This window comes from Litchfieldia salsa, assembly GCF_900104555.1.
GTDB lineage: Bacteria > Bacillota > Bacilli > Bacillales > Bacillaceae_L > Litchfieldia > Litchfieldia salsa.
In genome coordinates, this window is the sequence record NZ_FNJU01000003.1 from 158,118 (window position 1) to 171,815 (window position 13,698).

The 13,698-nt window shown below is 34.5% G+C and carries 17 protein-coding genes; 15 read left to right on the top strand and 2 right to left on the bottom strand.

Annotated elements, in window-relative coordinates:
• The first annotated feature begins 120 nt into the window (after positions 1–120).
• The 10 genes from BLQ56_RS07720 to BLQ56_RS07765 all read left to right on the top strand — a co-directional run bounded on the left by BLQ56_RS07720 (position 121) and on the right by BLQ56_RS07765 (position 7,142).
• Positions 121–561, top strand: coding sequence for a YaiI/YqxD family protein (locus BLQ56_RS07720; protein ID WP_090851898.1), 441 nt, complete (start codon positions 121–123; stop codon positions 559–561).
• A 44-nt stretch (positions 562–605) separates the two neighbouring features.
• Complete coding sequence (locus BLQ56_RS07725; protein WP_090851901.1) at positions 606–797, top strand: hypothetical protein; 192 nt, start codon at positions 606–608, stop codon at positions 795–797.
• Positions 798–982: 185 nt separating this feature from the next.
• Positions 983–1,180, top strand: a complete 198-nt coding sequence (locus BLQ56_RS07730) for a hypothetical protein (protein WP_090851903.1) — start codon at positions 983–985, stop codon at positions 1,178–1,180.
• A 63-nt stretch (positions 1,181–1,243) separates the two neighbouring features.
• Positions 1,244–1,693 carry a VOC family protein gene (locus tag BLQ56_RS07735; protein WP_090851905.1) on the top strand — a complete coding sequence of 150 codons (450 nt, stop codon included), beginning with the start codon at positions 1,244–1,246 and terminating at the stop codon, positions 1,691–1,693.
• A gap of 7 nt (positions 1,694–1,700) precedes the next feature.
• Positions 1,701–2,105 carry a VOC family protein gene (locus BLQ56_RS07740; RefSeq protein ID WP_090852918.1) on the top strand — a complete coding sequence of 135 codons (405 nt, stop codon included), beginning with the start codon at positions 1,701–1,703 and terminating at the stop codon, positions 2,103–2,105.
• Between the two features lie 105 nt (positions 2,106–2,210).
• A complete protein-coding gene (locus BLQ56_RS07745; RefSeq protein ID WP_090851908.1) occupies positions 2,211–2,879 on the top strand; it encodes a DUF2306 domain-containing protein in 669 nt (222 codons plus the stop codon).
• Positions 2,880–2,978: 99 nt separating this feature from the next.
• Entirely contained in the window at positions 2,979–3,686 is a 708-nt protein-coding gene (locus tag BLQ56_RS07750; protein ID WP_090851911.1) for a class I SAM-dependent methyltransferase, read from the top strand.
• A 139-nt stretch (positions 3,687–3,825) separates the two neighbouring features.
• Positions 3,826–4,743: an HPr(Ser) kinase/phosphatase gene (hprK, locus tag BLQ56_RS07755; RefSeq protein ID WP_090851917.1), complete on the top strand. Its 918-nt coding sequence runs from the start codon at positions 3,826–3,828 to the stop codon at positions 4,741–4,743.
• Between the two features lie 277 nt (positions 4,744–5,020).
• Positions 5,021–6,544 carry a malate:quinone oxidoreductase gene (locus tag BLQ56_RS07760; protein ID WP_090851920.1) on the top strand — a complete coding sequence of 508 codons (1,524 nt, stop codon included), beginning with the start codon at positions 5,021–5,023 and terminating at the stop codon, positions 6,542–6,544.
• A gap of 181 nt (positions 6,545–6,725) precedes the next feature.
• The gene (locus BLQ56_RS07765; protein ID WP_090851923.1) at positions 6,726–7,142 is read left to right on the top strand and encodes a VOC family protein; all 417 of its coding nucleotides are present in this window, start codon (positions 6,726–6,728) and stop codon (positions 7,140–7,142) included.
• A gap of 91 nt (positions 7,143–7,233) precedes the next feature.
• On the opposite strand, the gene brnQ is transcribed toward BLQ56_RS07765, so the two are convergent.
• Together brnQ and BLQ56_RS23390 are read right to left on the bottom strand one after the other, a co-directional pair.
• Complete coding sequence (gene brnQ, locus BLQ56_RS07770) at positions 7,234–8,571, bottom strand: branched-chain amino acid transport system II carrier protein (protein WP_090851926.1); 1,338 nt, start codon at positions 8,569–8,571, stop codon at positions 7,234–7,236.
• 213 nt (positions 8,572–8,784) lie between these two features.
• On the bottom strand, positions 8,785–8,937 hold the full coding sequence (locus BLQ56_RS23390) for a hypothetical protein (protein ID WP_175490224.1): 153 nt from the start codon (positions 8,935–8,937) through the stop codon (positions 8,785–8,787).
• 459 nt (positions 8,938–9,396) lie between these two features.
• On the opposite strand from BLQ56_RS23390, the gene BLQ56_RS07775 reads away from it, so the two are divergent.
• From BLQ56_RS07775 to BLQ56_RS07795, 5 genes are all read left to right on the top strand, one after another.
• Positions 9,397–9,774 carry a GtrA family protein gene (locus BLQ56_RS07775; protein WP_090851929.1) on the top strand — a complete coding sequence of 126 codons (378 nt, stop codon included), beginning with the start codon at positions 9,397–9,399 and terminating at the stop codon, positions 9,772–9,774.
• 312 nt (positions 9,775–10,086) lie between these two features.
• On the top strand, positions 10,087–11,310 hold the full coding sequence (locus BLQ56_RS07780) for a multidrug effflux MFS transporter (protein ID WP_090851932.1): 1,224 nt from the start codon (positions 10,087–10,089) through the stop codon (positions 11,308–11,310).
• Between the two features lie 346 nt (positions 11,311–11,656).
• Positions 11,657–11,866: a hypothetical protein gene (locus tag BLQ56_RS07785; protein ID WP_175490225.1), complete on the top strand. Its 210-nt coding sequence runs from the start codon at positions 11,657–11,659 to the stop codon at positions 11,864–11,866.
• Positions 11,867–11,986: 120 nt separating this feature from the next.
• Positions 11,987–12,694, top strand: a complete 708-nt coding sequence (locus tag BLQ56_RS07790) for a DNA alkylation repair protein (RefSeq protein ID WP_090851937.1) — start codon at positions 11,987–11,989, stop codon at positions 12,692–12,694.
• A gap of 31 nt (positions 12,695–12,725) precedes the next feature.
• The gene (locus tag BLQ56_RS07795) at positions 12,726–13,607 is read left to right on the top strand and encodes a GNAT family N-acetyltransferase (protein WP_090851940.1); all 882 of its coding nucleotides are present in this window, start codon (positions 12,726–12,728) and stop codon (positions 13,605–13,607) included.
• Positions 13,608–13,698: the final 91 nt, after the last annotated feature.

Below are 13,698 nucleotides of genomic sequence, written 5' to 3' on the forward strand. Positions count from 1 at the left end.
TGCTAACACAATTTTATAGTATAATATGTGATAGGAAAAAACGAAATTAAGACAACCTTTATCTTTTTTTGAAAAAGATTCGAAAAGAGTTAATTGAACTTCTTAAGAGGAGGAAAAAGGATGAAAATTTATGTGGATGCAGATGCTTGTCCGGTGAAAGATATTATTATATCTGAAGCAAGGAATTTAGAAATCCCTGTTATTCTTGTTACAAGCTTTTCTCATTTTTCTAATGCAGAACAGCCACCAGGAGTGGAAACGATTTATGTTGATTCTGGAGCAGATGCTGCAGATTATCGAATTGTAAAGTTAGTGGATAAAGGAGATGTTATTGTGACGCAAGATTATGGTCTTGCGTCGCTAGGTTTAGCGAAAGGAAATATCGTCCTTCATCATAAAGGATTTAGTTATACAAATGAAAATATTGACCAATTATTGCAAACACGTTATTTAAGTGCAATGTCTCGTAAAAGCGGACAGCGAACAAAGGGACCAAAGCCTTTTACAGCAGAGGACCGGGAGCAATTTAGGGGTCTTTTTAAACAGGTTATTTCTAGGTAAAAAACGAGGCTGAACCAAGAGATTCAGAAAAGGAGAGAAATATATTGAAGTACATAAAATCACAAATGCAACAACTAATTAAGGAAAATAAAGAACTGCATACACGCTTTAAAGAACTGAAGGAAGAACATAGTCTTGAAAAAAACAATGCGCTCAAGGCCTTGTATCATTCAGAAGTTGCTGATGGAGGAAAATACCAGGTAGCTTATCAAGCACTTGATCAGCCAAAAAAATAAACTCATTTCTTTTATTTTAAATGATTGTAACACTGTACTAAGAGGGCGATTCTTCATGAAGGAATCAGCCCTTTCTTGTTGTAGCAACGGTAAGGTTAATAAAAAAATGTATTCTTTAATTAAGATTTAATGGTAAAATAATACAAAAAACATCGAGAGGAAAAAATCAGTAGGGGGCTGCGTAAATGGAGAGTTTAATTTTTGTTATTCCAATTACTTCAATTCTGATTGGCCTATATTTCATTACATTAGGGCTTTGGGAATTAAGAGAAGGTATTAATAGAAAACAATACATAAAATATATGTTCACAGGTTTATTTTTGTTGGTTATTTTAACCCCTATGATTTGGCTCTTTGGTAGTAGCTTTCTCTTTCGAATGTGATGAGGTTATAAGTTAATGTGAAAAAATTATATAGGTGTGTAATATCTAAGGAGGTAGAGGAAAATGAATAGATTAAATCTCATAACACTTGGTACAAATGACATTGTTAAGTCCAATCATTTTTTCAAAGAGTTAGGGTTTGACACTTCAATTAGAGGTACAGAAACAAACCCATTTATCATTTTCTTTAGAAATGAAGGAACAAGAATTGCTTTATATCCACTAGATGAACTTGCTAAGGATATTGATCGTCAAAATCCCCCTACAAAACCAAATGGTTTCTCTGGGATAACTTTAGCTTATAATGCAAAATCAAAGGAAGAAGTTGATGAAGTATTAAAGAAAGCAGAGTTGGCTGGAGCCATTATACAAAAGGAGCCTAAGAAGACTGACTGGGGAGGTTATGGGGGTTATTTCACTGACCTTGATGGTTACTATTGGGAGGTTGCTTATGGAGAAGGCTGGGAATTTGACGAAAATAATATGTTAGTCATTAATGATCAAAATGAATAATCGTTTAATGGGAAAGTTTATCCAATTTCGTATAGCAAGACCTACAGATAAATTCGAAGAGGTTATCACATTTTATGAAAAGGGTTTGGGATTAAAGAAAGTTGCATCCTTCGAAAATCATGATGGATACGACGGGGTTATGTTTGGATTACCAGACTTAGACTATCATTTAGAGTTTACTAGACATATTGAAGGTAGTCCATGTCCTGCTCCTACGAAAGATAACCTACTTGTTTTTTATATTCCTGATAAAGAAGAAGTGAAAATAATAAAAGATCGATTATCAACTCTCGGTTACAATGAAGTCGAACCAGAAAATCCATATTGGAAAGAAAAAGGAGTAACAATTGAAGATCCAGATGGGTGGAGAATCGTTTTGATGAATTCAGAGGGTTTACAAAGAAGAGGTTAAAGTAAGACCTTTGATTTTTTGAAAAACAGAAAATACCAATTTATCAAGGTAGTTCCTATTATTATATGAAATAATAGGAACTATTAGAGGGGACAGGGGAACTTAGTGCTTAAGAAAATGGGGTTCGTCATCATTCTTTTGTTATCAGCTGTATTAGGAATTTCTGCAATCGTTCGTTATTTTATACTTGATCCGGTTGAGGGCAATGCCATTCTTATTAGAGAAGGAATGACAATGTTTAGAATGAACAATCAACTATGGAGTATAGCATTGTACATTCATATCATTACAGCCGCTATCCCCTTAGTTTTAGGTCCATTTTTATTTATTAAAAAACTACGCAATCTGCATTTACAAGTCCATCGAAATTTAGGAAGAGTATATGTTTTAATGATTCTTACTAGTTCTATAGTGGGGATTTATTTATCATTCTACGCCCACGGAGGAATTTTAGCCATTCTTGGCTTTATAGGCTTAGATTTAACCTGGCTATACACCACATATAAAGCTTATAAATATATTCGTAAGAAACATCTAGTTCTACATGAGGAATGGATGTATCGCAGTTATGCTGTTACATTTGCAGCTCTTACATTTCGAATGTGGTCAGCGATTATTGGATATTCAATAGATAACTTTACAGTTGGGTATGTTGTTGCCATTTGGTTAAGTTGGATTGGAAATCTAATAGCCATTGAACTATGGATTCGTATGAATCTTCGTAAAGGAAAGAAAAGACTAAGTAAAGGGCTAACTGAAGAAGTTACTCATTAAAATGTTCAGGATTTGCTTGTAAATAGAACTGGACTTCCAACATGTGGTAGTGTCTAGTCAATGTTTAAAGTAAACTAAACAGAGAATGGAGCAGTTAATATGAAGGAAGAAATAAAAGAGATTTTTAATCAACTTGCTAATGTATATGAACACTCTTTGGATCATACAAGTTTGTATAATAGTGAGTATGAAAGACCAGCAATGTTAAGTCAGTTACCTTCAGATTTAACTAATAAAAATGTGTTAGATGCAGGTTGTGCAGCAGGATGGTACACTCTTGAATTAGTAAATAGAGGAGCAAATGTTATTGCAACCGATTTAAGTCCTGAGATGGTTAACTCTGCAAAGCGACGTCTAGGAAACAGGGCGGAGGTTATGTGTTTAGATTTAGAAGCAAAATTACCTTTTAATGATCATTCTTTTGATATCATATTAAGCTCTCTTACACTTCATTACCTCAAGGAATGGGATCTTCCGTTTAGTGAATTTAAAAGGATACTAAAGCCTAACGGTTTCCTGATTTTTTCAATTCATCACCCTCTTAGTGATATAAGATTACTAGATGAGCCTCAATACTTTTCAACGGAATTAATCATTGACCAATGGAAAAAAGAGGGTAAATTGTATGAAGTACCTTTCTATCGCAGGCCACTAAGTGATATATTAAACAAAACCCTCAAATATTTTACGATTCAAAGTGTTATTGAGCCCAAACCGACAATAGCGTTTAAAGAAAGATCACCTGAAAGATATGAGCAACTTATGCAAAGACCACAATTTTTGATTATTAAGGCATACTCGAGATAATGAGGTAACACCTATAGAACAAAATTTAAAATTACTTAATTGTACATAAATTTCTTCTCAGATAAATAGCTCTGCGTGATATTCTGCAACAAACACAAATATTTTAATCTGAGAGTGTAGGGATGGAGAGTGAGATTGGGTGAAAATTTTAACTGTTGAAGATGTAGTTCAAAAATTTTCCTTAAAAGTACTAACTGGTGAAAATAAATTAAAGGAGCAAATCAGGCAACCAAAGTGCCATCGTCCGGGTTTGGAATTTGTTGGTCACTTTGATTTTTTTCCAACTGAGCGGGTTCAAATACTAGGTAGAAAAGAAATAACGTATCTGCATAAGTTGAGTAAAGAGGAACGTCAGATGCGAATAGGTAATATTGTGAAATATCATCCGCCATGTTTTATCGTTACTGCGGGAGAAGAAGGGCTAACTTATTTAACACAGTATTGTAAAGAAGAAGGGATTCCTTTGTTATGTACAAATGTCCCTCAAATTACTTCTGAATTTATCAACCACCTTGATAACTATATGTTAAAAATTTTAGCGCCGGTTATGACCGTACATGGGGTCTGTATTAATGTATATGGACTGGGTATTTTACTTCGAGGAAATTCTGGTGTTGGTAAAAGCGAAACTGCACATACAATGATCGGTAGAGGCCACAGACTTGTGGCAGATGATGTAGTTGTGTTGAAGAAATTAAGTCCAAGGACGATTTTAGGGACACACGATGGGAAAACGAAGGAATTCCTTGCATTAAGGAGTGTAGGGTTATTAAATGTTGTTCGCTTATACGGAAGGAAAGCTTTTCAGGATGAATCAAAAATTTCGTTAGATATTAAGCTGACAAAATGGCAAAAGAATTCTCTTAATAATGAACTAGATCATGAGTCAAAATTCACTGAGTATATGGGCGTTCAAATCCCTCATATTGAAATACAGCTTCAACCTGGTCGTGATGTAGCTGGCTTAATTGAAGCAGCCGCAAATAACTGGCTTCTTAAACAACAAGGGTACAGTGCAGCCGAAGAGTTTATGAAGAGATTGGAATCTGAATTCTAATTGGAGTTAGATTAGGTTGATTATTTAGATTTTTATTGGATTCATTCTTTTTAGGTTATCTAAAAATAACAATGCATGTTATGATATGAAGTGGGTCATCCCACTTTTTTTCGACTTTTAAATAATTCATAATTATCATATAATAGTAGATATATAAAACTATAACTATTGTAACACTGTATTGAGACAGAAAAGACTGTGACGAGGGTAATGACCCTAGTTTTATTGTGACACCTACATCTTCTCTGTAAATTTTATGGGTAAAGGTTGGTTTAAAATGAGCAATAATGAAATTAGAACAGACGTCATATTGATTGGCGCTGGAATTATGAGTGCGACTTTAGGAACAATCTTGAAAGAATTAGTACCAGACTGGAACCTTACAGTGTTTGAGAAACTCGCAAATGCGGGTGAGGAAAGCTCAAACGAATGGAATAATGCAGGAACGGGTCATGCGGCATTATGTGAACTTAACTATACTTCTGAAAAGCCAGATGGTTCTGTAGATATTAGTAAAGCAATTAAAATTAACGAACAATTTCAAATTTCAATGCAGTTTTGGTCTTACCTTGTTAATAAAAAGCTGATAAATAATCCAGAAGACTTTATTATGCCATTGCCTCATATGAGTTTAGTACAAGGTGAAGAAAATGTTAATTTCTTAAAAAAACGTTTTGAAGCGCTATCAAAAAATCCGCTTTTCCAAGGGATGGAATTCTCTGATGATCCGCAGAAATTAATGGAATGGATTCCTCTTATTATGCAAGACCGTCAACTAAATGAGGCAATTGCAGCAACTAAAATTGACTCTGGCACAGATGTCAATTTCGGGGCTTTAACTAACATGATGTTCGATCATTTAGAGAGTAAGAATGTCGAGCTGAATTATAACCATAAAGTTATTGGGATTAACCGCACTAGTGATGGTTTATGGGAATTGAAGGTGAAAGATCTAGAAAGTGGTAATGTTCAAAGACATATTGCTAAATTCGTCTTTATCGGAGGTGGAGGTGGCAGCCTACATTTACTACAAAAATCAGGCATTCCTGAAGGGAAACATATCGGAGGATTTCCTGTAAGTGGAATTTTCATGGTGTGTAATAATCCTGATGTAGTCGCACAACATCATGCAAAAGTGTACGGAAAAGCGAAAGTTGGAGCGCCTCCAATGTCTGTTCCACATCTTGATACACGATTTATCGACAATAAGAAATCATTATTATTTGGACCTTTTGCTGGTTTCTCACCAAAGTTTTTGAAAAATGGTTCAGTCTTTGATTTAGTTACTTCCGTAAAACCAGATAATCTCTTAACGATGTTAGCTGCAGGAGCAAAAGAAATACCCTTGACAAAATACCTGATTCAGCAAGTGATGTTAACAAAGGAACAGCGTATGGAGGAACTACGAGAATTTATTCCGAACGCCAAAAGTGATGATTGGGATTTTGTAGTTGCAGGCCAACGCGTTCAAGTAATTAAAGATACAGTAGAAGGTGGTAAAGGAACACTTCAATTTGGTACAGAAGTGATTACTGCCGCTGATGGTTCAATTGCTGCATTATTAGGTGCGTCCCCGGGTGCTTCTACTGCGGTTCACGTCATGCTTGAGGTTATTCAAAAATGCTTCCCAGAGCATATGCAAGAGTGGGAACCACAAATCAAAAAAATGATTCCTTCTTTTGGCTTGTCATTAATGGAAAACCCTAAACTTCTTAAGGAAGTTCATACATCAACAGCTAAGACGTTGGGTTTGGTTAACCCCATAGATTTAGAAACCAAGTTACTGATTGAAAATGCTTAAATAAGTTTGTACTACAAACACAAGATAAGAAGAAAGAATGATTAGTAGAAAAACTCGCTACTGAAGTAATAGCTTTAGTAGTGAGTTTTTTTCTTTCCTAATTAGAGTTCTTTTATGATTTGTTAAAATAGTAAATGTGTGAGAAGCTTGCTAATAGAGCTTAGAAAGAAGGGAAACTAATTTGAACTATGTTTTAGATCATGTAGGGATTGCTGTTAGGAAGATCGATGACGTGTTACCTTTTTATCTTAATGTATTAAAAGGATCGCTAGAAGATCGTTATACAGCAGATGCACCTGGAGTTGAGGTTCATGTAGCTATTGTAAGAACTGAAGATAAGGTCATTGAATTACTGGAACCAACTAATAAGAATTCACCGATTGCCAGATTTATCAAACAACGTGGGAAAGGTGTTCACCATCTAGCCTACCAGGTTGATGATTTAGAAAAGGCTATAGTTGAAGCAAAAGAACTTGGGATTCGATTTCTAGATGATACTCTACGTATTAATGCACGTGGAAGAAGACTTATCTATATAAATCCCGTTTCCACTGACGGGACATTAATAGAGCTATGTGATTATCCAAATAACCGGTAATAATCTTAGATTCAGCCTAATAAAATAAAAAACCCAGATACTAGAATCTGGGTTTTTTAATAATGTTTTTTTAAAAAAACAAAACGAAGCTTTAATGCTTTTTTGAAGGCCAGAAAATACCGATGATAGCACCAATTATGGCTGGTAAAACCCATCCAAGACCAATGTCATAGAGAGGTAGATAATCATGGTAGAACATTTTAACTGCTTCAAGAACCCGCACAGAAGCTTGTGGTAAACTTCCGACTAACGCACTGTAACCATCAATGATACTAACGAAAAATGTAAAGAACATTGATCCTGCGAATACACTTTGCTTATTAGAGAATAAAGGTGAACATAGTGCTGTTAAGATGAGAACAATCGCCAGTGGATATAAGAACATTAATACAGGTATCGCAAATTGAATAATATTTGTTAATCCAAAGTTTGCAATAATAAATGAAGTCAATGATAGCAGGAATACAAACCACTTATAACTCACTTTCGGTAATACCTGATGGAAAAATTCACTACAAGCCGTAATAAGACCAATGCTGGTTTTTAAGCAAGCTAGTACGATAATAATTCCTAATAATATGGCACCATATGAACCGAAGTAATGCTGAGCAACAGCAGCGAAAATGAGACCACCATTATCAAATGTACCGATTACAGATACACTCGATGCTCCCATAAAAGTAATAAGTCCGTAAATAAGCATCATAAGCCCCATAGCGAAAATTCCTGATTTCCATGTTGCTTTCGAAATTGTTTTAATATCAGTGATGCCTTGGCTCTTAATCGCATTAATCACAACAATTCCGAACGCGAGAGACGCGAGAGCATCCATTGTGTTATAGCCTTCTTTAAAGCCTGTCATAAATGCTAGGTGAGTATAATCTCCTGTAGGAACACCAAATTTCCCCATAGGTTTAACAACGGCAAATATAATTAAGAAAAATAAAAATAGTAAAAATGCAGGTGTTAAGTATTTGCCAATGTAGTCCATAACTTTTGCAGGGTTTAGTGAGAAATAATAGACAATGACAAAGAATAGAAAACTAAAGAGTAAAAGCCATAAGCTTGCATGTTCCGGATTAATATAAGGTTCAAAACCTACAACAAATGGTACTGTTGCTGTACGTGGAATAGCAAAAAACGGTCCAATAGTTAGGTAAAGTGCTACTGCGAAGCTTAGCCCAAACACTGGATGTACTTTACTAGCCAAATCTCGTAATCCGTTACTTCCAGTCAGACCAATCGCTAATATTCCCATAAAGGGTAGTCCGATTGCTGTAACTAAAAATCCTGTTAACGCTAGCCAAAAGTTCGTGCCAGCAAGTTGTCCAAGTTGTATAGGGAAGATTAAATTCCCTGCCCCGAAAAACATGCCAAATAGCATCGTACCAATAATTGCATACGTTGAAAAGGGTATTTTGTTTTGCATAGATATTGTGCTCCTTCTTGATGAAAATAATATTTTAAAAAAACAATAACTATAATAATATCAATCTTTGAATAGAGGTACAACATATTTTAAGTATTCTATAGATGATCGGAAAAAGATAAAACGCTTACTTAATTTTAAAGAAAAATAATACATGAAAAGCCTGTAACAAGTCTTCCGTTACAGGCCACCTTATTGATAGGATAATGATTATTAATCTTGCATTCCGCCTGCTTCACGGGAAGTCATTGCACCTTGACCTTGGCTTACATCTTTTTTAATTTGTTGCTTGACTTTCTGTGCGTCAGTTCCTGCAAAGTTAGGCTCCATAATCGAATCTGAGTCCTTTTTATCTTTTGGTTTCATACTCCTCCTCCTCCAATTTTATTTTCTAACAAGGATTATTATTTACAAGACTACAGGAAATAATCGGAAAGAAAGTGAATAGAAGGTTAAATTACTGTTATCCTGACTTTAACTTTACTCATTGATTACCATTGGTTAGATTCAAACCGAAAAAGATGGGGCTGGATGAAAAGTTGGTCAAGTCGAAGTAAAATCCTTCTTTTTACTGCGTTTTTATTATTTTCAGGACTAGTTTATTTAGGTTTGGCTTTTTAAGTATTTGTAATGATCAGTGTCAAAAAAGTAAAGACAGCCTTAGTTTTCATTAATTTAATACATCTTCGTTAGATTTATGTTAGATTCTTAAATCGGAAAAAACTACAACTACGATTAGACTTAAAGGTGTGATAGAATGTTAGAAAATTCTAGTTAACGTGCACAAAATTAAAGCATGTTTTTTCTGTAATTGAGGTGGCCAACATGAATCTTGCAATAAAGTTCTTTAGATATAGCTTAGTGGGTGTTGTTTGTACAGCTATCTACTTTCTAGCCATGTTCTTATGTGTAGAAGTTAATAACATTGAACCAGTACTTAGTTCTGGAATATCCTTTCTTATCATGACAATATTCTCTTATATGCTTAATAAGAAATATACATTTGGAGGGAGCTACGGCCACAAAGAATTGATTAAGTTTTTTATTGTTGCATCTATTGGATTTGTGCTAAATATATTAATTATGTATATCATTGTTACGAAGCTATCGATGAATTATCTAATTAGTGAATTGGTGACCATCCTTATTATTCCATTAGTTAATTTTATTTTAAATAATTATTGGACGTTTAAGTCAGTTTAAATCTGTGTATAGTTTTTTAAGGTGAAAACCAGAAATAAGATTTAATGAATCGGCTGTCCTTGACAGTTTTTTTCTTTGGGTTATTGATGTAAAATGTTTTGAGAAGTCGAGGGAATATTAAAAGTTTGTAATTTCAGGTTCAAAATAATTCCAATTTATCTGATCTACCTATATAATAAGAGGGATATTTTAGATTCCGAAATAATTCGAGATAAAGAATGTTCGTATCCTTTTTAGAGTATTAAGGGGTTTCTATAAGCTCTTATTTAACTAAATTAGTGGATAGGACATGACAGAAGGGCGAGAAAAAAATTGAACCAAACAACAGGGACTAAACGTTTACAGCTAGCTTTACTTTTAGGATCACTTGCCATTTTAGGACCATTTACCATTGATATGTATTTACCCTCTTTTCCTACTATTGTCAATGAATTCGGTACCACGGCATCACTCGTACAAATTAGTTTAACAACATGTTTATTGGGCTTGGGACTCGGACAATTAATTATTGGTCCAATGAGTGATGTTTTAGGACGTCGTAAGCCATTGCTAATTTTTCTAAGTTTATATTTGCTTGCATCAATAATTTGCGCAATCGCACCGAACATTTATTTCTTTATTGCCGCTCGTTTTATGCAAGGCTTTGCAGCTGCAGGGGGACTTGTCATTTCTAGAGCTATTGTTCGAGATGTATATAGTGGAAAAGAGCTAACTAAGTTCTTTTCTCTATTAATGATCGTTAGTAATCTAGGCCCAATTATTGCACCTATAGCAGGTGGAGGGATTCTCTACTTTACTAATTGGACTGGTGTTTTTATTGCTTTAGCTTGTGTTGGGTTAGTGTTAGTCATCATCACATCTTTTAAGCTTGAAGAAACATTACCAACTGAAAAGCGTGTACCAAGTAACTTTATGAATGTGGTAAAGAATTTTGGTTCGCTTTTAAAAGATCGTGAGTTTACAGGGTATGCACTGACACAAGGGTTTATTATTGCAGGTATCTTCGCTTACGTATCTGGTATTTCCTTCGTCTATCAAAATATTTATGGTGTATCACCACAAGTATTTAGCTTTTTATTTGGGGTTAATGGAATTGGCTTAATCATTGGTAGCCAACTAGTTGGACGATTATCTGGGTCTATTTCAGAGAAAACCTTCTTGAAGTTTGGTCTTATTCTTTCTAACTCAGCAGGGGCTATTTTACTTGTAGCTATTCTATTAAAAGCACCTATCGTTGCAATCGCTATTCCTATCTTCTTTTTAGTTATGTGTATAGGAATTATTGCCACATCATCTTTTGCCTTAGCGATGGAGTCACAAGGTCATATTGCAGGAAGTGCCTCCGCACTATTGGGTGTTTTACCATTTATGCTTGGTTCAATAACAGCCCCTCTTGTAGGGATAGCAGGGGAACATACAGCTGTTCCAATGGGTATAACAATCCTTTCTGCAAGCTTCTTAGCTTTATTATCATTTTACGGACTTGTTCAAAGATCTCCGTTAAAGGTTGAAGTTGCAAAATCAGTGAATTATTAAAGGGTCGAACCGATTACTTTAATAACGGAGATTTGAGATTCCTATATTAGTAGTTAAAGAGCATCCTTAGGGTGCTTTTTTGATATGAACATCTAAATTCTGATTTTTCTTAAATAGCACCAGTTATCTTACGCAAGAGTTAAGGTAAATATATACGACTTAAGAAAAGGGACACACTGTGATGAAATGTACTAAGCTAAAGGAGCATAATGCTTACGAAGTTCTACCAAAATTAATTGATTCTAAAAATGGGAGGTTAGGATATGTATGATGAATTTATGAAATTTAATCTAAGAGTGTTGCCTCTCCAATACTTCTTTGTATTGTGATAGCGTTTGGATTTGCAATGACTGTTGATCGGGAAATATGGATATTGCAAGCACTTGGGGTAGTTACCTATTCCTATTTCTTAGGTTCAATTCCTTCTTTTTTATTTTATTTTAAGAGAAGGAAGCAAGCAGAATTTAGTGCATTCTTAAAAGCGTTTGGAATTTTCATTCTTCCTTATGTGTTAACGGTCATTATTATCAGGATAATAGTACTTGACTTTCTTTAAGTGTTTGAACTAAGCAAAGATTAGCTTAATAAGATTATGGTAAAATTGAAGAATAGAGACTTAAAATAGAAATTAGTTTGTTTGTTTCTTACAACTAAATTTGGAAGGAAGTACAAATCGATGGATTTCGATACAGTTATGCAGGAGCTTGAAGCCTTAGGCAAGGAACGAACGAAAAAAATATACATATCAAATGGTGCCCAAGAGCCGGTTTTTGGCGTGGCAACAGGTGCTATGAAACCAATTGCAAAGCAAATAAAAATAAATCAACGTTTAGCTGATGAGCTTTATGCGACAGGTAACTATGATGCGATGTATTTTGCAGGTATTATTGCTGACCCAAAAGCCATGACAGAGTCGGATTTTGATCGCTGGATGGATGCAGCCTATTTCTATATGCTTTCCGATTATGTGGTAGCTGTAACTCTATCTGAATCCGATATTGCTCAAGAAGTTGCCGATAACTGGATTGCAAGCAATCAGGAGCTGAGAATGTCAGCAGGGTGGAGTTGTTATTGCTGGCTCTTAGGAAATCGACCAGACAATAAATTTTCCGAAAGCAAGATTTCAACTATGCTCGATACGGTTAAAGCTGAGATACATGATTCTCCAGAACGAACAAAGTCTGCTATGAATAATTTTCTATCTACCGTAGGGATATCATATAAGCCCCTAAATGAAAAGGTGCTTGAGATCTCAAGAGAAGTAGGAATAGTAGAAGTGAAGCGGGAAAATAAGAAAAGAAGTTTCCTTAATGCTTATGAAAGTATTCAAAAAGAAATGGATAGAGGAAGGCTAGGGTTCAAACGGAAATATGTAAGATGTTAGGGATAGAAGAATTCTTGGAAGGGGAGCAAATATGACTGGGTTGTCGTTATACAAGGATTATAAAAATAATGATGAACTAAGAAAAAGCTTTAATGATTTAGCAACTTTGGTTTTTGGCTTGAATTTTGAAGAATGGTATAAAAAAGGATATTGGAATGATCGTTATATACCCTTTTCCTATGTAGCCGGAACAAAAGTAATAGCAAATGTTTCTGTAAATATATTAAAATTGGTTATAAATGGGGAAATAAAAAAGGCCATTCAGATAGGTACTGTTATGACACATCCAGATTATCGAGGTAAGGGATTGTCCTCAAGTTTAATGAATATGGTGATGGAGGAATACGAGGATAGTTATGACTTCATATACTTAGTTGCCAATCCAAATGTTTTGGAATTTTACCCGAAGTTTGGATTTCATCCAGTTAATGAGTATAGATATTCATTATCATATTCACCAAAAACGTCCGGTACATCAAATATTCGAAAACTCGATGGTGGCAATATAGAAGACCTTGAGTTCATTTATAATGTCGCGTCAGAAAGAGTACCTGTTTCCAATCTATTTGGAACGCAAGATACTCAAGGGATTTTAATGTTCTATTGTATATATGTGTTTAAGAGTGATATTTACTTTTTAGAAAATGAAGATGCGATCGTCATTTTTAAGGCAAATGAAAACCAAGTTGATATTTTTGATATTATTAGTCAAAAAGAAGTAATCATAGAGAATGTTCTTTCAGAGATTACTAGTGCTACCACTAAAAAAATTGTTTTTCACTACACTCCTAATTATAAGGGCATGAATGTTCATAATGAAGTTTTGAATAGTGACGATGTGTTATTCATAAAAGCGAAAGGTAATAATCATTTTCCGTTAAGAGTTAAACATCCTATCACTTCTCAAGCATAAACTTATAGTATTATAATAAAAAAGCCTAATTCAGATAAAATTAGGCTTAAGCATCTTAATTATTATATGTTTGAATAGATTTGATAAAATT